Consider the following 22,278-nt stretch of genomic DNA (forward strand, 5'->3'; position numbering starts at 1 on the left):
CTTGGTCGTCTAGCAGCATATCTTGCAGGGAGGTTTCGGTTACTGGCGGATGCCGCAAATAGCAATAGAACGGGGCGAATTTACCCGAATAAATGGCGACTGTTGCTATCGTACAAACAGTAACGATCGGAATTGTCGAGCGTAATGCTCATTGAGACAATAACGTTGCTAATCGCTCAAGCCCATCTGCTTCGCCAAATTCAGGCGCTGTATCTTCCCCGTCGCGCCCTTCGGAATTTCATCCACGAACAGGATGGTCCGGGGAATCTTGAAGGCGGCGACCTCGTCGGCCAGATAGGCGCGCACCTCGTCTTCGCCGAGCCGGGAATTTTCCAGGCGAACGATCGCCGCGGCGATATCCTCGCCGAGTTGCGCATGCGGCGCTGCAAAGGCGATCGCTTCCACGATGTCGGGGTGTCGCAACAGGATATTGTCGAGCTCCAGAGGCGCGATTTTCTCGCCGCCGCGATTGATGATTTCCTTGAGGCGGCCGGTGATCGTCAGGCAGCCGTCCTCGTCAAGACGCCCCTGGTCGCCGGTGCGAAACCAGCCGTCGGCAAAGGACGCGCGATTGGCCTCCGGCGCATCGATATAGCCGGCGTGAATGTTTTCGCCCGCAATGACGATCTCGCCCGTCTCGCCATTACCGAGCAAGCGCCCGGCGTCATCCATGATGGCGACGCGGGTGGTCGCCGACCACCCGACGCTGCCCGGCTTCCGGTCGCCGGGCGGCAGCCGGTTGCTGGTGATCTGGTGAGCGGCTTCCGTCATGCCGTAGGCTTCGATGACCGGACAGCGGAAAATCTGTTCCAGCGCTTCCAGCGTCACGATCGGCATGGCGGCGGAAGAGCAGCGAACGAACCGCAGCTGCAGGCGTCCCACGATCTCCGTGTTGCGCGATGCGCGCGCTGCAATCGCCTGGTGCATGGACGGCACCGCCGAATACCAGCTTGGCCTGAAAGCGTCGGCCCATCGGAAAAACTGCAAGGCGTTGAAGCCGGGCGTGCAGACGATCGATCCGCCTGCGCTCAGCGGCGCGAGCACGGTCGCGACAATGCCGTGAATATGAAACAGCGGCATGATGCAGAGGCCGGTGTCTTCCGGACCAAGTTCGAGGCCCGACCGGATATTGGCCATCGACGCCTCGATGTTGCCGCGCGACAGGCCTACAAGTTTCGGCTTCGCCGTGGTTCCGGATGTGTGCAGCAGCAGAATGACGTCGTCCGCTTCGTTATGCGCACTCTTTTCAGTCGCCGCCGCATGATTCGGCGCCGTCATCGACACGACGCCGCAGGCCGAAGCGACATCGAAATCCACCGTCATGACCGGAATTTCAAGCGACGAAGCGACCAACCGCGCGGCCTCAAACCCCGTCGCCGGGCAGATCAGCAGTTTCGCGGTCAAATCCTCGAGATAAAAACGCAGTTCCGATTCCGTATAGGCGGGGTTGAGCGGCGCCGCAGACGCCACGGACATGGCGGCAAGCAGGACTGTGACGAGTTCCGGCCCGTTGGGCATGATGATCGCCACGGCGTCGCCGCGACCAACGCCGACAGCCGCCAGCTGATCGGCGACCGCTTTTGAGGAACGCCGCAACTCTGCATGGGAGCAGGCGGGTCTCTCCGGCGCCAGAAGCGCAGGATGATCGTTGGAAGCAAGAGCGCTGGAAAGAAACAAATTGTCAGTATTGGCCATTCTGATTTGAATCCGAATATCGAGGATCGGCAATTGTGCGCCCGCCGTATTAACGGACAAATCAGCTGTTAGCTACGGATATTGACGACAATAGGTGTGGGGAAGGGCAATCGGCCGAAACCACAGCTTTCAGCGGTTCGATCAGCCGGCTTGTTTCCCGGTTCCGGTGGCAGTTCACTCGATCCGAAGTCCTTAGCCGTATTCCGGGGTTGACCGTCATCAGACTATTTCAGGATGCATCCTGCCAGAAGCCCCAGCCGGGCCATAAACACTCAAAGCGTTATACGTCAGAACCTCCCCACACCTCATTCCGGCCTTGAGCCGGAATCCAGTCGGCGCCGCGTCTGCGGCGCGTAGGAAGATTGGCATTCGAGATTAAAAACCGGGATGAGCATACGCGCACTACGTGTGATGAAGGAGGCCAGAACGGAATTTGGTGATTGAGTAAACTGTCACTGTAATCTGGCGTTGAATAGACCGGGCGTGACAACATGCGCGATAAGCGCCAGGAACGACGTCAAAATGGCGAGACATGGCCTGGAAGCTTCAGTGTGGAAACGGAAGCTCCCAGGTCCGATAGATGTCCCTGAGCGCCTTTGCCGAGCGGCATTCGACATAGGGCAGGTCCGAAGCGCGAAGTATGGCGGAATAGGCGTCAGCGCTGTTTCGCGTCTCGACAAGTATCCAGTTGATCATGTCCCACTTGAGCCTGTCCCGGGCGCCCTCGAGATGTCCGGCGCGATCAGAGCGATTGACCAGAGTTCGCCTGACATACCGCGAAACACGCAGCCAGCGATTTGACGTGATCAGGATGGCGCCGGTGGCGCGGGCCAGGCGCTGCGGAAACAGTCGACTGTAATTGCCCTCCATCACCCAGCGCTCCCCCAGGATGGCGTCGTCATGAAGCTTGGTGAATTCCGCCTCCGGACGCGCCTGCCAGAAGGTGTTGGGTATGTGGTGAAGCTGGTCCAGGTGCACAGCAGTAAGATCAAGCTTCTTCGACAACGCCACAGCCAGGGTCGATTTACCGGCGTTGGACGGGCCAAGCACAACAATACGCTCGCCAAGAGACGCCAGGGTCAGCATAGGAAACACCGGTCAGGAAGGTTGAAGCCGCCCCAATGCCGTGTGCTGGCGGCGTTGTCAACGGCGGTCCAGAGGAGCAAGTTCAGTCTCGGTCCAGCTTGGGAAATCCGAGGACCGTTTGGTCAATCCGCCGCCGCCGTTGCGTTTCCGCGGTCGGCCTGCGTCAGACGATGCCAGGGCGCGTCCGCTCCGCCGCTCCAGCGGACCTGCAACGACTGAAGGTGTTGCAGCAACCGAACCTCCCCCACTCCTCATTCCGGCCTTGAGCCGGAATCCAGCCGGCGCCGCGTCCGCGGCGCGGAGAATGATCTATGAGATTTCTAAGCCGGGATGACCATGCGCGCCTTACGTGTCATGAAGGAGGCTAGAACGGATTCCAGGGATTGAGTGGACTGTCACCGTAATCAGGTTCCGGTGTCGCCTGATCTGGTTCCAGTAGTGGAAATGACACCTTGGAATTGACACCTCAGAAACGGTTGCAAACAAAGGTTAGGAATATGAATAAGCTCACATGCCTTCTCGTAGCTGTTTTAGTTATTTTGACCCTTTCAAAGGCGACATCTGCATCCAATGAGTTTAGTTGCTCTGAAGTATTTTTGGGAATGAAAGAAGAAAAATTAATTCATATTTTTGATAAATACAATATAAAGTATGAAGTAATTGATAGAAATATACTAAAAAGCGCTGATGGGAAGAAATTGGAAATAACAAAATACAGAATTATGTCACTTCCAGACAAAGTGATTAGCGGAACTGCTATCATAAATGGTGAAAGCGGTGCGTTATATGAGTTTGGAATCTCGAAAGACGACACTGTAAGCATGATATATTGTACATATTATGCAGCCATATAATGCTGCACATAGAATTTGTCTTCTTAAGTTTCTTGGCTTGCGAATACGTTGATTGTTCCGATGGGCGTTCTTCTCTGGTTGTCGTATCTCGGACAATGAGATTTGAATTTGCAGCCTCTGCATGTGCAAACATGGTGAGTACAAATACGGTATTCAGCTAAGAGACGCTGCCTGAGAGTGGTCGTCTTCCATTCAGGCGACAATGACCTCAATGTCAAATCGCCAGCTTTCTTACGCGGCTGACCGGTGTCAGAGCAAAATCAGCACCCGCCCGGCTCGAAGCAATCACGAGCCACGAATTCCGGAGGGGCTTTAGCGCAGGAACCTCCCCCACTCCTCATTCCGGCCTTGAGCCGGAATCCAGTCGGCGCCGCGTCTGCGGCGCGTAGGAAGATTGGCATTCAAGATTAAAAACCGGGATGAGCATACGCGCACTACGTGTCATGAAGGAGGCCAGAACGGAATTTGGTGATTGAGTAAACTGTCACCGTAATAGACTGACGAAGGGCTTGGTGGCGGCTCACTACGGTAGAAGTCGAAGTCAGCCCGCGATGCGTTGACGAAAGAGAGGCTTTTCCGGGACTTCCCCCGGTCGGCATTGCGTGGGTTGTTGTCAGGCCTGCGCTTTGAGAATTGAACAACGCCACGGGCCGCCAACAGAGTGGCGACCCGGAATGGCATTCATTTCAAATGCCACATTGCTTCGGTGTCCGCCGCGTCGCTGCGAGCGCAGCGGATTTTGACGTAATTGGGTCCCGAGACCCGTTGCGTCTTGCAGGCCCCGACCGGGCCAGTATGTCTGACGGTGACATAGAGACCGTGGACTTCCCTGGTTTTATAATAGTCTTCCTTACCGGAAACCGGACGGGGGTGGTGACGGCAGATCGCCTGCTTCAGCAAAGTCTTGACATGCGTCGTCTGCAGTCCGGTTATGCCAGAGACATCGTAGTATGCCGAGTTATCAAGCTGCGTCTGATTGGCGGCACAGGCGCTTGGCGCCGAGTTCGTGTCGCGCGCAATCAATTGCTGGGCGCATGCCTTGGCGGCATCGTTGACGCGGTTCCATGCTGCTGATGCGTAGTTTTGCGATCTGCCCCAGGCGACAAACCGTGCGCCGTCCACTTCCTTTTCAGGCATGTCTCTTGCCGACACCATCAATTTCACGGTGCATTTACGAAATTCCGCAGCCGCAGGCGATGCGATCAACACGGCGATCAAAAATAGGCCAAGAATTTTAAAGTAACTGAGCATTTTGTGTTCCATTTGTTGCTTGAATGGTTAAGTCTTCGACACAGGACTGGTGATGCGTTTCAATAGTTCTTACCCGACATATTACAAATGGGATAATTTGATGCTTTGAAGTTGGCATATCGGCCTCGTTTTTCCAAGCCGATGGTTCGCCGACGAGAACAAAAAAAGAACAAATCCTTGCATTTTCGCGCTATCCGTGCTATGAAGCGCCCCCAAAATCACGACAAGGCGACACAGCGATTTGCAGTCTTCAAACCCTGTCACACCAGGCGCCCGGCCGTGATCGGCTAGCCCTGTGACAGCCGACCACATCATCCGGCGCAACCGGGCGAACGCCGGCAAAAGCACGGGCCCCAAAACGCCGGCCGGCAAGGCGGCCGCGTCCGCCAACGCGCGTCGTCATGGCGCAACAGCAACCCGATCGGGCGCGCGTCGGCCTGTGGCTCCGGATCATTCTCGGCCGACCCGATTTGACCCTCGCGGATTTCATCCCCTGCGATGAGCACAGCTTCCGCGCCATGGCGCTGGCCGAAGCCGAGGCCCGGCTTGAAGCCTGCGAACGGGCGCTCGCCAATTTCGAGGCCGGCGCGAACACGGACGATCCTTGTCCGGACCATTGCGACGATGCGGAGCTGATGAAGCGCGCCCTTGCCAGCAAAAACCTCACGGATTTGCATCCAGATGTGATCTGCAAAAGTATTCTCTCGGTTGTAGAAAAAAGTTGGATCGTTAAATTGGCGAGTAGGATTGCCATCAGATCAATTGACCGAGGATATCAATAATCATGGTTCAACGCATTGCTGCTTTACTGATCGTCGTATTTGTTTTTTCTCTTCCCGCATCCGCGCAGGACACCTCTGCCAGAGCGGCGGCAGATGAATACCTGACGGTAGTAGGAACGGAGACCGTATTCCCGCGGCTCAAATCCGAAATTCTGGATCGGATGCTTCAACTCGAACCCTTTCAGAGACCGGAAGCGAGGGATACACTGGAGCGAATAGCCGAGACGTCATTCGACCCTGAAATTATTCGTTCCAAAATCCTCGACAGGGTGGAAGCCGACCTCACGGCTGAGGAGATACAGCCGGCTATCGACGATAATAAAACCGAGTTCGGACAAAAGATGGTTGCGATGGAGAAGGCCGCAAGCACTGTGGAAACTCGGCGGTATCTGACCCAACACTGGAAGCAAATTCTGGAGAAATACGACACTGATCCTGAAAAAACCGATGCTGTGCTGGAAATCATGGATGTTACAGAGACGCTTGAGAGGACAACAAAGACAGCAAAGACAGCGGCGCTGACTGTCATTGGCGTCAGAATGAAAAGCGTTCCTGCCGAACAACGCCCTCCTATGGATGTGGTTGCATCCAAGATAGATGAAGCAATTGCTAAGGAGCAGCCGAACCTCCTCAAACTATTGCTGGCAGACTACCTGTTTACCTATCGCTCCGCATCCACTGAAGATTTGCAAAGATATTTGGACATTCTGAAAGGAAACCGCATGGTTTCCGATGTTTTTTACAACGCACTAGACGAGGTTGCCAACGTGCAACTGGAAGAGTTCCTTACTGAGGTTTACGCGCAGACAGACCTTGATCCTGAAACTTCGTACAAAACCTCCAAGTAGAGAGTCACGAAGCCGGTCCCATCCGGTTCGGCCGTTTTGCGGAGCCACTACAGACCTTCAAATTAGCAAGTAGGATTGCCATCAGATCAATTGACCGAGGACATCAAAAATCATGGTTCAACGCATTGCTGCTTTCTTGATTTTTGTATGTGTTTTTTCTCTCCCCGCATCGGCGCAGGACACCTCTGCCAGAGCGGCAGCAGATGAATACCTGACGGTAGCAGGGATGGAGACCGTATTCCCGCTGCTCAAATCCGATTTTATGGATCGGTTGCTTAAACTCGAACCCTTTCAGAGACCGGAAGCGGTGGAAACACTGGAGCGAATAGCCGAGACGTCATTCGACCCTGAAATTATTCGTTCCAAAATCCTCGACAGGGTGGAAGCTAACCTCACGGCCGAGGAGATGCAGACGGAGGAAGAGTTTATCTCGCAGTTGACAAAGGATTCTAATGAGGACGCTGCTCGTCAAGGTTTGGAATTTCGGTTTAAAGATAGCGACATAGTCGAGTTTATTGAAAGAGCCAGAAAGTATGGACCAAACAGATGGAAGGCGTATAAAACCACCTACATCAAACTTAAACTAGATAGAGGGACAATAGACAAAGAAGATTACTTACACGCCGTGGATTTGGGGATTGTCAATGCCGCTAGTGAACAGTTTGAACCCGACGTGATTATTGAAGAAAAAGCCGGAAAGGAAAATAAATTAAGATTCAATATGTTTAAGAATCTTGGATTTCTAGATTCATGCAGTAAAAAAGAGAAAGCAGATGTAAAGTTAATTCTTTTTAAAATATATTTTTTGGCGGCTCAAAAAGAATTAAATGATCAAATTGGCAATTTTACGAAATAGAAAAATATGCAGAGATGGAAAGCTGCTGTTGGAAGTGGGTTATAAGGTGTGGAGTTTGCAGACATCGTTTCTACATCAACCTACCAAGGCCAAGCTTCCAAATTGGAACAAAAAAAGAACAAATCCTTGCATTTTCGCGCTATCCGTGCTATGAAGCGCCCCCAAAATCACGACAAGGCGACACAGTGATTTGCAGTCTTCAAACCGTGTCACACCAGGCGCCCGGCCTTGATCGGCTAGCCCTGTGACAGCCGACCACATCATCCAGCGCAACCGGGCGAACGCCGGCAAAAGCACAGGCCCCAGAACGCCGGCCGGCAAGGCCGCCGCAGCAGGCAACGCCCGCAAGCACGGCGCGGCCGGGAAGCCTCAGCCGGCGCGCGTCGGCCTGTGGCTGCGCATCATTCTCGGCCGACCCGATCTGACCCTCGTGGAGTTCATCCCCTGCGACGAGCGCAGCTTCCGCGCCCTGGCGCTCGCCGAGGCCGAGGCGCGGCTTGAAGCCTGCGAACGGGCGCTCGCCAATTTCGAGGCCGGCGCGAACACGGACGATCCCTGTCCGGACCATTGCGACGATGCGGAGCTGATGAAGCGCGCGCTTGCCGGCGAAAGCCTCACCCGATTGGAAGACCGCAGGGTGATGAGCCTTTTCAACGCTCTCCTCGACCCGCGGGCCGCGCGCCGCATGGAAGATCCCGCCCGGCTTCTCCGGCGCTACCGCAACGAGGCCCGCGCACGGCGCAAAAAGGCCTTCGCCGCCTGGATCAAATGCCCCGCTGAAGCAGAAACCCCGCCGCCGGTCACGCCCGACGGGCCGCAAAATCCCGGATTCCCGAAACAAAGCCAGAGCGCCAATGCGCCGGAAAAGGCCGATTCCCGAAACGAAGCCAGATTCGCTGGAATTTCAACAATTTTCAAATATAACAATACTATAGAAGGGATTAACCGTTCGGCCGCGAACGACATCCGGCTTCCCGGCAATGTGGTGTCGAAGGAAAGACGCTTTTCCGGCCCTTCGCCCGGCGAGCATGACGCGATGTGTTGTCATGATCACGCTGTGGCAACTGACCGACAAGCAGCGACAGCCATCTGGAATATCGCATCTCTTTGGTGGAGCAGAATGGTCTGAACGTGCGGGAAGCGCATGGCGATCCCCGGATTCACGACCACTGGAAAGAAACAAATTATCAAATTTAACGATTCTGACTTAAATCCGGTTGGCGAAAGTCGGTTATTGGACGACTGCCGCAATAATGCCGGACCAATTGTCCACTAGCCACGCCTGTTGACCACGAAGGAAATTTTGAGTGACGCAGGAAACACGGAAATCCGATTATTTCAGTTTTAAAAAGATTGCTTCCGTCGATGCGGGGGAGAATGGCGAGAAAGCAGATTTCTTTGTCAGGACGACAGAGGCTGAAGCGCATCGCAGACGTTTCGCCGAAAGCGACGTCAGGGAAATTCTGTCAATGGGCGGCGCATTCGCGGTGTCCGCCCTTGCTCCGCAATCCACCTGGCGCGCCTACTGCGACGGCGCCGCGCGATTTCGCCTGGCAAAGGCGAGACGCAAGCAACTGGAGGCTCTCTCTACACGGGCGGCGGCGATCCTGGAAATGCGCGATGCGGATCAGGTCAGGAAACTTCATGAAGATTGGCGCGCCCATCAGATGCGCCGACGGCTCACAATTGCAGCAGAATACACCCGCGGCAAGCGACCTGTCGACTTGTCGGCACAGGGGCTGGAACACGTCAAATCGTCGCTCAAGGCCGGCAAGGGAGCGATTCTATGGGCCAATCAGTTCGCGTCACAGACGCTTTTCGGCAAACGCGTGCTGTGGAACGAAGGCTTCAAGCCCGTGCAGATCAGCGTCGAGCAGCACGGCTTCTCCAACTCATCTTTTGGGATAAACACTGTCAACAAAGTCGTCCTGGCGGCGGAAGACCGGTATCTGGGCGAACGCCTGATATTCGAGAAGGACGACGGCGCGGCGGTCACCCGGAAAGTACTGAAACGGCTGGATGATGGCGCGCTGATCATTATCGGCAACAACACGTTTGCGGGCAGTAGTTTCGTGGAAGTTCCCGCAGCCGGAGACACCTATGTGAGCATGTCGACGACTGCGCTTTCCATGGCGACGCGGCGCGGAACGCCGCTTCACGTCATGAATATTGTGGAGACAGAGCCCTTTCAAAGCTATCGCGTCGATTTCAGCCCGGCGCTGAACGAACTGGCGGCTCCGGCCCGTCCCGGAAAAGGGCGTGACAATGAGGCGATGGCGATACTGGCGCTGAAGGCCCGCGACTGCCTGCTGGATGGCATCCGCAAGGCGCCGGAACAGTTTCTCGGCTGGTTCAGCATCACGACCAGCCGCTTCGTCTGATCGGTCGAAATTTCCTTGCTGTCCTGCAGGCGGGGAAGGGTTCTAGACCCATTTCTTGCCGTGCAGCCGCCATGGATCAAGAGACAGGCGATAGCTGTTGATGGGAACCGAAAAGGTCGCAAAGCGTCGCTTCCAGCTCGAATCGCCTGTCATGATATCGACGCGGCGCATTCCGAGATCGATCGCGACGCGACAGAGCTCGACCATGAGAAGCAGGCCCGGCGAGGCATGGGAGAACTCCGGATCATAGGCGATTTTCGAGCCGAAAAGCGTATCCTGGTGGATGAAGAACAGCGCTGAAACGACCCGCTTGTCGCCGCATGTGAGCGTCAGAACCTTGGACTTCTGGGTCAGTTCCTCGCTGAAGGACTGAAACCATTGCTCCGTTTCAGGCTGGGAGATCCAGCCCTTGTCTCCGGAGCGTTCCAAGGCCCAGTCGCGCTTGACGTCGAATATCCAGGAAATCTCCGGTTTCAGGTCGGAGTCAGCGCCAATGAGGTTGAATTTTGTTTCGCCGATTTGAGACAACCTGTTGAAATACAGGCGGAATCTTTTGCGGCTTTTGGCCGGTTTGCTGGCGAAATAGGCGTCCCGGTCGGCGTATCCGGTGAGATCGGCTTCAAGCGCCGGATGCTCGCTGGAATCGACGGGCCCCATACCGGAAAGGATCGCGTTGAGACTGGAATCTTCCCGAACAATCGAGGCTTTCAGCTTGCGTGCAAACGGTATGGAGCGAACATGCCTGGCGAACTGACCGGCGATCACGTCGACATCCGCCTCAGGCGCGATGAGCACGTCGTCATAGAGCGGCGTCAGAGACGTCAGCCATTTCAGCGTCGAGGTGCCGATCCGGTCGCGCTGCTGTATCATCGGGGCTGCAAAGACGAGTTCGCCCGACTGTCGCATGGTGACGATGTGGAGCGAATTCGATCGCGCCTCCCGGTGGCGCGCCCAGTTCAGCATCACCGCGCGGTGATCGTTGAAAAACGCCTTGGCGTCACAGCGGGCGTGGAGGGCGTCCCATTCCGGACGAAGCGCCTCCAGCGCTTGCTGGCTTCGGATGATTTCGAGGGTGAGTCGCATTGTCACTTGGCTATCAGAAAGACGCTGCGCCGAACAGGGAGGAGGGCAAAAAGGCGCGCCAGAACGGCGGCTTTCGCAGCGGGTGAAGTTCGGCGCCCAGGGCTTCCAGCCGGCGTTCGTTGCGAACCAGGTCGTCTTCGTCGCGACCCATGATCATCATCCGGCATCGCGCCTGGCCGGGATCAGCTACTCCGAATTCCGGGTCGAATGTCGAGACGGGAACCAGCCAGCCGGCTTCGAACGCCGGGCGGCACCGGACAAGAAAGGACGACAGACCGTGATCGATGAAACAGAATGCGAGCCTGCCGCAGGTCATGGCGCGCGGCTCGGCCAACGCGTCGAAAAGATAGCCGAAGGCCGAACTCGACGTCATCCGGAAGTTCAGGTCGATCGCCCAGGCGCGACTGTTGCGATCGACCAGTATGTCGAAACCGGCCAAACCGAAATAGCCGCGTTCACGGCCCGCCTCGGCGATGGTGCGCGCAAGGTCGAGAACGGTGGCCGGGGGAGCATCCTCGGCGCGAACCAGATTGCCGACATGGACGCCGTTCCTCATGCAGATCTGCGTGCTGTGGCCGGAGGATCGGGGCGGTTCGGCGCGCAAGATTTCATAGCGCACGCTCCAGTTTGCAGAGGCCTGGATGTAGTCTTCGACGATGACGCGATCAGCGCTGGAAAATTTCTTGTAGGCCCGGGGCAGGTGGCGCTTCTTGCGGCAGATCGCGACATCGGTCGCGCCGCCATTCGGCTTGTCTGTCGCTACTTTCAGAACAGTCGGCGTCTTCAGGCCAAGCGCCGCCGCCTCGTCGAATGGGTCGAGGATTCTCCGCGCCGGCGCGTTGTGAGGTCCCGCCAGTTCACCGAGATTGGATTTGTCGTTGAGAAAGCGGATGGTTTCATCGCGTATCGCCGGATCGCAATCCTCGAACAGTCCGGGCGGATTGGCGTGCTGAAAAACCGGTTTCAGTCCCGAAGCCGCCATCGCCGTCACCTGCCCGATATAGTCCTGCCGGTCCCTGTAGGTGATCACGTTCTCGCCGATGCTGAGACCGCAGTCTTTCATGGCGGACAAGCTGTCGGGCGACATGGTCGATTCATGAACCAGCATCGGCATGTCGCCCGCCACGGCCACAAGGCCCGCCGTCATGAACTCGATCGTGTTCAGATCATCGATCACCCACTCGCTCATCTCCTCCATAAGCCTCGGCGCGATGAACACGTCCTCGCCGAAGATACGCCGCATTCTTGATTCCGATGACTGGGTCACGCCTTGCCGTCTCCTCCGCGACTGGCCGCACGATAGCGCTGCTGTCGCTTCACGCGTTTGAGTTTTCTCCGCCATTCATCATAAGGCGCCCATCGCCGGGTCAGCTTTTCCCGGTCGTATCGCGCAAAGGCCTTCGTCAGATAGTCCACCGCGGGCGAGGAAGGTTTTCGCGCGATGAACGCCTGCCGGAGCTTGGTCAGATCGGATATCGATCCTTCCCCCGTTACGCGCACCCGCGCCGGATCGACCGGCGCCCGGCTGAAGGTGGGCGCGCGGTCAAATCCATCGAGCACGTCGAGCGCCATCAGCATGAAGGTGCAGTCCTCGCACACTCCGCAATTGTCGACCGAATAATCGCAGACCCTCAGATTGGACATCAGGTCGGGCTCATCGATGATTCTCGCAACCTTGGACAACCGGTCCACCAGGCCATGATGCTCGACGCGGGCGCCCGGCGTTCCGAAAAGCGGGTCGAGCGCCGGATGCGACCCCCACCGTCTGTTCCAGGAAGATTCGTCCGCGGAAGAGGCGATGAGCTGGTTTTCCAGGCGGTCGGCAAGCATGTGCCTGACGGCGGCGAGCAGCGCGCCGTGATATTCGACCCATCCGATCAGCCGGTCGGATACCCGCCGGATATCCGTGTGGACGATAAACGGCTCCAGTCCGTACCGGGCGCCGACCTGCCTCACCACGCCGTCGAGATGGCTGGCCTGGCGCGTGTCGCCGATATCGACGTCGGCGCCGACAAGCGTGACGAGGGCGTCGAGACGATCACTCGCGTCGGCCAGCGAAAAAGACGAATCAACGCCGCCGGAGTAGAAAACGCCGCTGCCGCGGCCGTCCGGATATTGGCGGATCGTCGCCTCCGCCAGAACCTTGATGGGCCTGTATCCCGGATACCATTGACAGAGCAGTTCCTGGATTTTCTGGCCATTGTCCAGGAGCGCCTGATCCACGGGGCTGTGGATGTGGAGATCGACGCCGATTTCCATGGCCGGGACGAGGCCGAGACAGAACAAGGCGTCGCCGCTTTTGAGGAGAGAGTGACCGGGGCAGGAAAAATAGGTTGTCCGGCGCGTCTTACCCCACGCAAAGCTGACATCGACCTGGTCGGACGGGGCGTCAGGTCCATCGAAGGACAAGTTCAGTGGCGGTAACACGTGGTCGATCCCGTTCGGCGCTCAGCCAAGGTGTTATAGACGTCCGGCTGGCAGATTCAATTCGCGTCCGGCACGGATTCCAGAAAGGTCATGATCGTATCCGGAAGTCCGCCCAGATGCAGTATCGGCGCATGTCCCTGACCGGGAACCGTGACAGAACGCATGCCCGGGTGTCTTTCCGCCATCAGTCGCACCGATTCCTCGGAAAGCAGTTTCGAATGTTCGCCCCGCAAGGTCATCAGGGGCACGGCGCCGAGGCCATCGAACTGCGGCCACATCGTCGGCAGCGGCGCGTTCAGATTTATCTCGCGCAGCATGTCCGCAAGCGCCGGATCGAAATTGCCGACCAGCCGGCCATCCTTTTCGACGAATGTCGCCTCGGCGTAGTCGACCCAGTCTTCTTCGGTCAGAACGGGGAAGGATTTGCCATAGGCCTCCTTCATCATCGCCGTCGCCTCGGCCATGGAACTCGGCTGGTTTCTGTGGTCGTGATAACTCATGATCTGCGCCAGGCCTTCGCCATCGATCACCGGCCCGGCGTCGTTGAATATGGCCGCCTTGATCGCGCCCGGTCGGGTCGCTGCAAGCGCCATAATGATAAGGACGCCGCGGGAGGTTCCGAGAAACACGCCGTGCGGAACGTCGAGCGCGGTACAGCCGGCGACGACGTCATCGGCTTCCGTCAGGATATTGTAATGCTTCCTGTCCTTGTCCCATTCGGAACCGCCGCGGCCGCGATAGTCGAAGCAGACAACCCGTCGGGGCGTTGTCTCGTGCGTGCTGATCAGCAGAGCGAACTGGTGGAAATCCGCGCTGTTGCGCGTGAGACCAGGCAGGCAGATCAGTGGCGTGCGGTCGCGCGCCTCGGGATTGTCATGGCCGTAAATACGGGCATGCAGCTTCAATCCGTCCGGTGATGAAAAGGTGACGGACTGGTATCCGCTAACGGTGTCTGCTTGCATCAATTCCCCTCAGGCTTCGAATACTGGCTGTCCGGCGCCAAGGGAATAGAACAATTTCTCAGCGACGGCCATATCGCAGATCGCTTACGATATCCGCGTCCTGTCCCAGCCTGGTCTTGTAGACCTGATAGTTTTCCATCACCCGCTGCACGTAATTGCGGGTTTCGGGGTAGGGGATGCTTTCGACCCAGTCGACGACCTCGTCGATCGACTTGCCGCGTGGGTCGCCGAAACGCTCGATCCATTCCGTCGAGCGGCGCGGGCCGGCATTGTAGGCGACGAAGGTGAGGATATAGGAGCCGTCGAAATCAGAGATGTGCTCGCCAAGATAATGCGCGCCGAGCGTGGCGTTGTAGGCGGCGTCGCTCGTCAGTCGCGATTCGGAATAGGAGATGCCATGTTTGCGCGCCACAAGCTTCGCCGTCGACGGCAACAGCTGCAGCAGGCCGCGCGCATTGGCGCCGCTGACCGCGGCCGGATTGAAGGCGCTTTCCTGCCGGGCGATCGCATAGGCCAGCGCCTTGCCGGAGCCGCCGATATTGGCGTTGGCGGGAATGACCCCGACCGGGAAGGCGAGCGCCGCGACGTCCGAATTCCGGGCGAAGGCGGCCTTTCCGACGAGCAGGGACATGCGATGATCGCCCTCGCGTTCGGCCATGGCCGTCAGCAGCGCGATTTCTCCCGGACTGTCAAGCTCTTCAGCCAGGGCCAGGTAAAGCCTCGTCGCCCGATAGCCGTGCCCGGCGTCGTTCAGGCGTTTGATCGCGAGCACGGATTCCCGTTGCGAGAACCTCTGGCGTTCCGCCGGCGTGGGAGAGGGGTAGTCGATCCGGATCGACTTGCGGTTCAGTTTCGCGGAGGCAAGCTGGCCGTAATAGGTGCCGGGATATTCCGCAGCTTTGGCGAAGAGCGCTTTGGCGGAGCCCGGTCCGCCTTTCTCCGCCGCCCGGCCGAGCCAGTAGAAGAAGCGCGATCTCGAAATCGGCGTGGCGGAACGGTCGAGACCCGCCTGAAAATGACGCGCAGCCGTTTTTCCGTCATTAAGACCGCGTAGCGCGTACCAGCCGGCGTGCCATTCGGCGTCGACATAGTCGCCGGCGTCCGTCGCTGTGTGTTGTGTGGCCACCTTGTAGGCGAGTCGGTAGTCGCCCCTTTCTGCGAGCGACCGGGAAACGATGCGCTGCTCGGTCCACCATTCATGCGTGTCGACAAGCGCGTCGGCGTCGCGCGGCGCTTTCAGAAGCCATTTCGCCGCGGTCTCGTATTTATCCGCCTGGCGGTAATATTTCGCGCGGGCGTGGATGTAGAGCGGGTCGCCATGCCAACTCGAATGAACGGCGTCCAGCAATTTGCCGGTGTTCCCGCTGCGTTGACTGAGACCGGCGCGGGCCTTGAAGAGCGACTGGGCCTTGGCGAGGCCCTCGACCCTCTGCGCCTGGGACACGCGGTCCCGGTAAAGCAGCATATCCATTCGCCGCTTGTGATCGGCCTGCGTCAACAGGCCGGAAAACTCGGACTTAACGAGATTCTCCGTCGACCGATCGAGCGCTCTCGTGCGCCAGAGGTTGGAAATCACGCTGGCTGCCTTCTTCGAATCGCCCGTCGCCTGCAGCGCGCGGGCAAGTGCAATGGAGCCATCGACGGTCTCGGGCGTCGAGCTTCCAAAGGCCGCGATGACCTGCCGCGCGGTCGCCTTGCGATCGCGATATTCCTCGAAAAGCGCCTCTTCGGAATTGCCGCGAAGCGAATCAAGTCCCGGCCAGCCCTGCAATTCGCGAGACGCGACGGCGATGTCTACCGACGGAACGCCCTTGGCGCCCGATACGGCGATCGCCCAGGTCAGGATATGGTTGTCGAGCGAGCCGCGGGGCAGGCTGTCTCGCATGGCGCGCGCCTTGTCGATCTGATCCGCCTTCAACGCGTCGAGGCCGATTTTCAGCTTTGGCGAGACGGCTGCGGGGCTGGCGGCGCGCGGTATCGATGCGGTGGTCTCATAAGAAGGCGAGGCTTCCTCGGCGACGAAAGCGCGATCGACAGACGGTCGTGGCGTCGGCACCGGCACGTCTTCCAGCAGCGTCATCGCACAGACGGGGCCGGATGTGGCGAGCAGGGCGGTTGAAATCATCAAAGTTGCTGTGAGGCGTCGTGTCATGGCTTCATCTGACCGTGAAAATGCGGCGTAAGTCGGGACGCATGCCCGGCGTTTCCAACCGGGTATCGTCAACACTTAGGGTCTCAGACACCGATGAAAAGAGCGTTAATGGAATGTTTCCCGTATCGAAAACGCGCGCGGTTATCGCTTGCGATGGCAGGGGAGCGGGACTATGGTGCAGCGCCTTTCGGCCTGACGGCTGAACTGGCTTGAAACGACGTCCCTCGATGCAGAGAACGAACGTCAGAACTGTCAGGAGATGAAATGTTCACAGGGTCACTCCCAGCGCTTGTAACGCCGTTCGACGAGGATGGCGCGCTGGACGAACCGGCATTCCGCGCCTTCGTGGAATGGCAGATTTCAGAAGGAAGCAACGGTCTTGTGCCTGTCGGCACGACCGGTGAATCCCCGACCCTGAGCCACGATGAACACAAACGTGTCGTCGAGATCTGCATAGAGGTTGCGAACAAGCGCGTGCCGGTCATCGCCGGCGCCGGTTCGAACAGCACGCGCGAGGCGATCGAATTGGCGAAGCACGCAGAAAGCGCCGGCGCCAACGGCGTTCTCGTTGTAACGCCGTATTACAACAAGCCCAACCAGAGGGGCCTGTACGAACATTACTCGGCGATTGCCCGCGCCACTTCGCTGCCGATATTCATCTACAATATTCCCGGCCGCTCCGTGATCGACATGAGCGTCGAGACCATGGCCGCGCTCTCCGGCGAATTCGACAATATCGTCGGCGTCAAGGATGCGACGGCGAAGATGGATCGCGTATCGCTCCAGCGGCTTGCCTGCGGCGTGGACTTCATCCAGCTGTCCGGCGAGGACGCCACTGCGCTTGGCTTTAACGCGCATGGCGGAGTGGGCTGCATTTCGGTGACCGCCAATGTCGCGCCGCGTCTTTGCTCCGAATTCCAGGCGGCGACTCGGAGCGGAAACTATGCGCTGGCGCTGGAGTATCAGGACCGGTTGATGCCGCTCCATCAGGCGCTGTTTGTTGAACCGAACCCTGCAGGCGCGAAATATGCGCTCAACAAGCTCGGACATATGACCGATTCCCTGCGAAGACCGCTCGTATCGGTTGCTCCGGAGACGCGTGCGATCATTGACGATGCGATGCGCCACGCAGGTCTCCTGAACTGAGAAATCGCAGGGGAATTCGCAAGACATGGCTAAAGGGGCGAAACCCCGGGGCAGGATTGCTGCTGAAAACCGCAAGGCCCGGTTCAACTACGAGATCATCGAGACCTTCGAGGCCGGGCTGGTTCTGACCGGCACCGAGGTCAAGAGCCTGCGCCAGGGCAAGGCGAATATCGCCGAGTCCTACGCGACCGAGGAAAATGGCGAGATCTGGCTGATCAATTCGCACATCCCGGAATATCTGCAGGCGAACCGTTTCAATCACGAGCCTCGGCGACATCGCAAGCTGCTCCTGAATGCGCGTGAAGTCCGCAAGCTCATCGGGGCGGTGCAGCGCGAGGGCATGTCGCTGGTGCCGCTGAAGATCTATTTCAACGATCGCGGCATCGCCAAGCTGGAACTTGCTCTGGCGCGCGGCAAGAAGCAGCATGACAAACGCGAGACCGAAATGAAGCGCGACTGGGATCGCCAGAAAGCAAGGCTTCTGCGCGATCGCGGGTAGTTTCACTCCCGAATCAATTTCTCAACGAATTCAATCAAGTCTTTGCAACTGCGGCTTTATTTCTGAACGCAGAAAGTCTTGTTCCAAAGGCGTTATTGTAGAGATCGCAGCCAACTCGTCCTGCCTGCCGTGACTGCGTGGACGTAGATTGTGGAGCCGGATCGGCGGATTGCCGCCGACCCGGAACGAGCTGAAATCAGAGCGCCGCTATGACCTGGATTTCGACGGTGAACTGCGGAGCGGCGAGTTTCGATTCGACGCAGGCGCGGCCGGGTGTTGCACCGGGAACGACCCAGGCGTCCCAGACCTCGTTCATCTCGTTGAAGCCCGCCATGTCGGACAGCCAGATCGTGGCGATCAGCAGCTTCTCTTTGGACGTGCCGGCTTCGGCCAGGAGTTCGTCGATCCGGGCGAGAATGTCCTTCGTCTGCTCGGCTACTGAAGCGCCGGGAGCGCGAAGCGCGACCTGGCCGGCGGTATAGACCGTATTGCCGTGCACGACGGCCTGGCTCATCCGGGCGCCGACGTCTATCCGTTTGATGTCACTCATCATGTTCTCCTTGTCCGTAACGATGAAATTGGCGGAATCCGCCGCTTTGGATGCATCCTTCTGGGCAATGCCCGTCAGGATGTCAACGCAGCGTCGGGCTCTTTCAGCGGGAGAGCGAAAAGCCTTCCGACTCCCGCCACGGCGTCTTCAACGCCCGCCAGTCGCAGGCAATGCCAGGCCATTGCGTGGTCGCTGGATGTGACAGGCAGTCCGGCGGCCGCTTCTATTTCCGGCAGCCGTTCTGCAAGCCTGAGGGAGGTGCACGAAATGAAAACGGCGTCCAGAGGCGTGGCTTTGGCGAGCGCGGCGACGCCTTGCGCGATCGAATCGAGATCGATGCGCGCGGCCTCGCGATCATCCATCTTGTTGTAGGTGCCGAATGCCGCTACATGCACGCCGCGATCTTCCAGATAAGCGCGGACGATCTCGTTGACGGCCGGTTCGTACGGGGTAATGACGCCGATGCGCCGGGCCTCGAAGGCGCGGAATGCGGCGAGCGCTGCGGTGATGGGCGTTGTGCATTCAATGCCCGGACGAACCTTGCGGATTTCGCGGAAGATGGCGTCCTCGCCCATCGCAATGGTGGCGGCCGTGCAGCCGAATCCAATCACGTCGAGGTCGAGACCAGGCATGATGAGTTCGGTTGCCGGCGCGATGCGCGGTCCGATGGCTCTGAGCGTTTCCGGCGTGATGTCGGCGTCGTTGAATACGCGGGTGCAGTAAAGCCCTATCCCGATGGCTGGCATAAGCGTCCGGTACTCATGCTCCATGGTCTGGTCCGTGGCCAGAACGATCAATCCGATCGCGGCGCGGGAGGCGACGCCGCCGTCGAGCGTGCAGGGCAGGGTTCCAATGTCAAGGAAGTCGGCGACATCAAGGGTCATCAGAGTCTCCTCAGCCATCATTGATCGAAGCGAGATCGAGCGCCGGCGCGCGCCCGGCCACCGCATCAGCGAGAATGCGCGCCGAACCGTGCGACATTGTCCAGCCGATGTGGCCGTGGCCGGTGTCGTAGTAGAGATTGGCGTGTTTTCGGCGTCCGATATAAGGCAGATTGGTTGGGGTCATGGGCCGCAGGCCCGCCCACATATGGGGTCGGTCGTGGTCGGCTCCCTCGGGATAGAGTTCGCGCACGACATCGGCCATGAACCGGAAATCCTCCGGCCGGTGGCTGCGGTCGTGACCGGCAATCTCGGCGGTGGCTGTCACCCGTACCTGATCGCCGAAGCGTGATACGGCGACGAGATTTTCCTCGTCGACCGAGCCAACCGTGGGTGGATTGGGATTATTGCCGACTGGAAGTGTCAACGAATAGCCCTTGACCGGATAGATCGGCAGGGACTCTCCGATCGTGCGCGACAGGAACGGGCTGCCATTGCCGAGCGCCATGACGTAGAGATCGGCTTTCAGCGTTTCCCTGTCGGTGTGGACTGCAGTGATCCTGTCGCCTTCGGCGTCAAGCGCAGTGACGGTTTCGCCGGTACGGATTTCCGCGCCGTTCCGCTTGATGTGCTCGGCAAGTCCGGCAGTGAATTTGTGGCAACTACCGCTCTCGTCGGTAGGGCAGTATACGCCGCCGGCGATCTTGTGGCCGACGGCCGACAGCGCCGGCTCCAGGTCCAGAACCTGCGCCCGGTCAAGCACGTCGATGCGGTGTCCCAGTTCTTCCATGATGCGCATGTGCTGAACGCCGGCTTCGAGCTTCGCCGGATCGCGATAGAAATAAAGAATACCCCGATCGACGCGGTCGTAATCGATCTCAGTGTCACGAATTGTCTCGTGAAGAATCGTCTGGGAATAAGAGGCAAGGCGATATTTGCGCTCCGTGTTGCGCGCCGAGCGCGATTGCGTGCATTGGGCGAGAAACTTGAGCGACCAGCTCCAAAGATCCGGATCGAGAGAAGGTTTGAAGCGAATGGACTGGTTTGGCGACACCAGAGATTTCAGCATGGTCATCGGCGCAGACGGCGAGGACCAGGTGAACGAGTGGCCGGGCGCGATCAGACCGGCGTTTCCCCAACTCGTTTCCGAGCCGACTGTGTCGTTCTTTTCAATGACGGTGACCAGATGGCCGTCCTTTTGAAGTTCATAGGCTGCGGTGATGCCGACGACGCCGCCGCCAAGAACCGTAATCTGCATGCGTGTCTCCAGTGCCGATCAATCGGACTACGCCCGGCCTGCAGCCAAGTATGGATTGACGGCGCTGTCAACGTCCGGATTGCGATATCAGATCGGAGATTTGCCGGAAGACCTGATGAAACATCGGCTCGGTCAACCGGCCGGTGTTCGTGTTGTAGCGAGAGCAGTGATAGCTGGAGACGATCGAAAGGCCGCCAATCTCGGTCTCGCCGCCATGGCTGAAAGGGTGGGCGGCGACGCGTCCGCCAAGCGCACGGATCGTCGAGTCGTGCGCAATCTTGCCAAGTGTCAGTATGACACGGAGGTTTTGCATGACGTCGAGAGACGTCAGAAGGAACTGTCGGCAGGTATTGATTTCGCTGGAGGTCGGCTTGTTTTCAGGCGGCACGCAACGCACCGAGTTGGTAATGGCTGTCCCGACCAGTTCAAGCCCGTCGTCAGGACGGGCTTCGAACCGGCCTTTCGAAAGACCGAACTCGTTCAAGGTCGCATAAAGCAGATCGCCTGCGTAATCGCCGGTAAACGGGCGGCCTGTCCGGTTTGCGCCGCGCAGGCCGGGGGCGAGACCGACAACCAGAAGCCTGACGTCCTTCGGGCCGCCGGCAGGGTACCAGGTGTCGACAGGCGCATTGTGCCAATCGGGGTGCGAAAGCCGATGTCTTGCGATGAAGTCATGCAGGCGGGGGCAAAGCGGGCAATCGCGCGGAGGGTCGATCGGTGTCGTCATGCCGATTACTATTTACGAAGCGTTGCGCGACTCGCAATCGGTGGAACGGAAATAAACGGCAGTTTTTGTGGATTAAACCAGGCCGCAATCAATGCTGCATGTCGTACTCTTCTTCATCCATCATCGGTGCGCGCGAAGTCCGTTCCGACGCTGCGCGTCCGACTTCGTCCTTCAGGTCCGCAAGGTCGATGAAATTGTCGGCCTGACGACGCAGCGCGTCGGCGATCATGACCGGCTGCGTGGCGAGTGTGGAGACGACCGATACCTTGCGTCCGCGCCGTTGCAGGGCGGAAACCAGGCTGGCGAAATCGCCATCGCCGGAAAAGATCACCAGATGATCGACCGTGCTTGCCTGCTCCATGGCGTCGACGGCGAGTTCGATATCCATGTTGCCCTTGATCTTGCGTCGGCCGCTTACGTCGGTAAATTCCTTGGCTGGCTTGGTGACGACGCGGTAGCCATTGTAGTCGAGCCAATCGATCAGGGGACGAATGGAGGAATATTCCTGATCTTCCACGACAGCCGTGTAATAATAGGCGCGCAGGAGATATCCGCGTTGGTTAAAAGCTGTAAGAAGTTTACGGTAGTCTATATCGAATCCGAGGCTCTTCGCTGTTGCATAAAGATTAGCCCCGTCAATAAAGAGAGATATTTTTTCGCGAGAATCAAACATTTATAATCCTGTAGTTGATTTTTAGTGAGAGTAAATCATAAAACAGAAATTAGAAAGAGTATATCTAGCAGTTTTTAACATAACGGTTCAACTAAAGCATCAATAGAAACTATGCATAGTATAAAGACATCGCGTCACAACCTGTCACGTAAGTCCCACACAGACAT

The 22,278-nt window shown here is 58.1% G+C and carries 21 protein-coding genes; 8 read left to right on the forward strand and 13 right to left on the reverse strand.

The annotated features are described in order from the left end of the window. Positions 1–168: 168 nt before the first annotated feature. Together K1W69_RS20310 and K1W69_RS20315 are read right to left on the reverse strand one after the other, a co-directional pair. A complete protein-coding gene (locus K1W69_RS20310; RefSeq protein WP_220230270.1) occupies positions 169–1,695 on the reverse strand; it encodes an acyl--CoA ligase in 1,527 nt (508 codons plus the stop codon). Positions 1,696–2,241: 546 nt separating this feature from the next. Beyond that, complete coding sequence (locus tag K1W69_RS20315) at positions 2,242–2,781, reverse strand: P-loop NTPase family protein (RefSeq protein ID WP_220230271.1); 540 nt, start codon at positions 2,779–2,781, stop codon at positions 2,242–2,244. 497 nt (positions 2,782–3,278) lie between these two features. Here K1W69_RS20315 and K1W69_RS20320 point away from each other — a divergent pair, with 497 nt between their 5' ends. Next, positions 3,279–3,635 carry a hypothetical protein gene (locus K1W69_RS20320; RefSeq protein ID WP_220230272.1) on the forward strand — a complete coding sequence of 119 codons (357 nt, stop codon included), beginning with the start codon at positions 3,279–3,281 and terminating at the stop codon, positions 3,633–3,635. Positions 3,636–4,316: 681 nt separating this feature from the next. Here the strand turns inward: K1W69_RS20320 and K1W69_RS20325 are convergent. Beyond that, positions 4,317–4,898 (reverse strand): hypothetical protein, encoded by a 582-nt coding sequence (locus K1W69_RS20325; RefSeq protein WP_220230273.1) that lies wholly within the window; start codon positions 4,896–4,898, stop codon positions 4,317–4,319. Positions 4,899–5,287: 389 nt separating this feature from the next. Between K1W69_RS20325 and K1W69_RS20330 the strand changes: the two genes are divergently transcribed. From K1W69_RS20330 to K1W69_RS20350, 5 genes are all read left to right on the forward strand, one after another. Then, positions 5,288–5,668 (forward strand): hypothetical protein, encoded by a 381-nt coding sequence (locus tag K1W69_RS20330; protein WP_220230274.1) that lies wholly within the window; start codon positions 5,288–5,290, stop codon positions 5,666–5,668. Positions 5,669–5,670: 2 nt separating this feature from the next. Further along, the gene (locus K1W69_RS20335) at positions 5,671–6,516 is read left to right on the forward strand and encodes a DUF2059 domain-containing protein (protein WP_220230275.1); all 846 of its coding nucleotides are present in this window, start codon (positions 5,671–5,673) and stop codon (positions 6,514–6,516) included. 112 nt (positions 6,517–6,628) lie between these two features. Continuing rightward, positions 6,629–7,372 carry a DUF2059 domain-containing protein gene (locus K1W69_RS20340; RefSeq protein WP_220230276.1) on the forward strand — a complete coding sequence of 248 codons (744 nt, stop codon included), beginning with the start codon at positions 6,629–6,631 and terminating at the stop codon, positions 7,370–7,372. 244 nt (positions 7,373–7,616) lie between these two features. Further along, the gene (locus K1W69_RS20345; RefSeq protein ID WP_220230277.1) at positions 7,617–8,501 is read left to right on the forward strand and encodes a hypothetical protein; all 885 of its coding nucleotides are present in this window, start codon (positions 7,617–7,619) and stop codon (positions 8,499–8,501) included. A 178-nt stretch (positions 8,502–8,679) separates the two neighbouring features. Continuing rightward, complete coding sequence (locus K1W69_RS20350) at positions 8,680–9,753, forward strand: lysophospholipid acyltransferase family protein (RefSeq protein WP_220230278.1); 1,074 nt, start codon at positions 8,680–8,682, stop codon at positions 9,751–9,753. A gap of 42 nt (positions 9,754–9,795) precedes the next feature. Here the strand turns inward: K1W69_RS20350 and K1W69_RS20355 are convergent, their stop codons facing one another. Genes K1W69_RS20355 through K1W69_RS20375 form a run of 5 tightly spaced genes read right to left on the reverse strand, consistent with a single transcriptional unit; the run spans position 9,796 to position 16,305 of the window. After that, positions 9,796–10,836 carry a GNAT family N-acetyltransferase gene (locus K1W69_RS20355; RefSeq protein ID WP_258571270.1) on the reverse strand — a complete coding sequence of 347 codons (1,041 nt, stop codon included), beginning with the start codon at positions 10,834–10,836 and terminating at the stop codon, positions 9,796–9,798. 13 nt (positions 10,837–10,849) lie between these two features. Next, the gene (locus K1W69_RS20360; protein WP_220230280.1) at positions 10,850–12,079 is read right to left on the reverse strand and encodes an ATP-grasp domain-containing protein; all 1,230 of its coding nucleotides are present in this window, start codon (positions 12,077–12,079) and stop codon (positions 10,850–10,852) included. Positions 12,080–12,099: 20 nt separating this feature from the next. Then, positions 12,100–13,263, reverse strand: coding sequence for a hypothetical protein (locus K1W69_RS20365; RefSeq protein WP_220230281.1), 1,164 nt, complete (start codon positions 13,261–13,263; stop codon positions 12,100–12,102). Between the two features lie 56 nt (positions 13,264–13,319). Beyond that, entirely contained in the window at positions 13,320–14,225 is a 906-nt protein-coding gene (locus K1W69_RS20370; protein ID WP_220230282.1) for an alpha/beta fold hydrolase, read from the reverse strand. A gap of 58 nt (positions 14,226–14,283) precedes the next feature. Then, on the reverse strand, positions 14,284–16,305 hold the full coding sequence (locus tag K1W69_RS20375; protein WP_220230591.1) for a lytic transglycosylase domain-containing protein: 2,022 nt from the start codon (positions 16,303–16,305) through the stop codon (positions 14,284–14,286). A gap of 336 nt (positions 16,306–16,641) precedes the next feature. On the opposite strand from K1W69_RS20375, the gene dapA reads away from it, so the two are divergent. Together dapA and smpB are read left to right on the forward strand one after the other, a co-directional pair. Beyond that, entirely contained in the window at positions 16,642–17,523 is an 882-nt protein-coding gene (gene dapA / locus K1W69_RS20380) for a 4-hydroxy-tetrahydrodipicolinate synthase (RefSeq protein ID WP_220230283.1), read from the forward strand. Between the two features lie 25 nt (positions 17,524–17,548). After that, complete coding sequence (gene smpB, locus K1W69_RS20385; protein ID WP_220230284.1) at positions 17,549–18,022, forward strand: SsrA-binding protein SmpB; 474 nt, start codon at positions 17,549–17,551, stop codon at positions 18,020–18,022. A 196-nt stretch (positions 18,023–18,218) separates the two neighbouring features. Here the strand turns inward: smpB and K1W69_RS20390 are convergent, their stop codons facing one another. From K1W69_RS20390 to K1W69_RS20410, 5 genes are all read right to left on the reverse strand, one after another. Next, positions 18,219–18,572: a RidA family protein gene (locus tag K1W69_RS20390; protein ID WP_220230285.1), complete on the reverse strand. Its 354-nt coding sequence runs from the start codon at positions 18,570–18,572 to the stop codon at positions 18,219–18,221. 74 nt (positions 18,573–18,646) lie between these two features. Next, positions 18,647–19,456 (reverse strand): maleate cis-trans isomerase family protein, encoded by an 810-nt coding sequence (locus tag K1W69_RS20395; RefSeq protein ID WP_220230286.1) that lies wholly within the window; start codon positions 19,454–19,456, stop codon positions 18,647–18,649. A gap of 10 nt (positions 19,457–19,466) precedes the next feature. After that, on the reverse strand, positions 19,467–20,711 hold the full coding sequence (locus tag K1W69_RS20400) for a D-amino acid dehydrogenase (protein WP_220230287.1): 1,245 nt from the start codon (positions 20,709–20,711) through the stop codon (positions 19,467–19,469). A gap of 67 nt (positions 20,712–20,778) precedes the next feature. Beyond that, complete coding sequence (locus tag K1W69_RS20405; RefSeq protein ID WP_220230288.1) at positions 20,779–21,438, reverse strand: uracil-DNA glycosylase; 660 nt, start codon at positions 21,436–21,438, stop codon at positions 20,779–20,781. Positions 21,439–21,526: 88 nt separating this feature from the next. Beyond that, the gene (locus tag K1W69_RS20410) at positions 21,527–22,111 is read right to left on the reverse strand and encodes a LabA-like NYN domain-containing protein (RefSeq protein ID WP_220230289.1); all 585 of its coding nucleotides are present in this window, start codon (positions 22,109–22,111) and stop codon (positions 21,527–21,529) included. Positions 22,112–22,278: the final 167 nt, after the last annotated feature.

The organism is Flavimaribacter sediminis, assembly GCF_019492055.1.
GTDB classification, from domain to species: Bacteria; Pseudomonadota; Alphaproteobacteria; order Rhizobiales; family Rhizobiaceae; genus Flavimaribacter; species Flavimaribacter sediminis.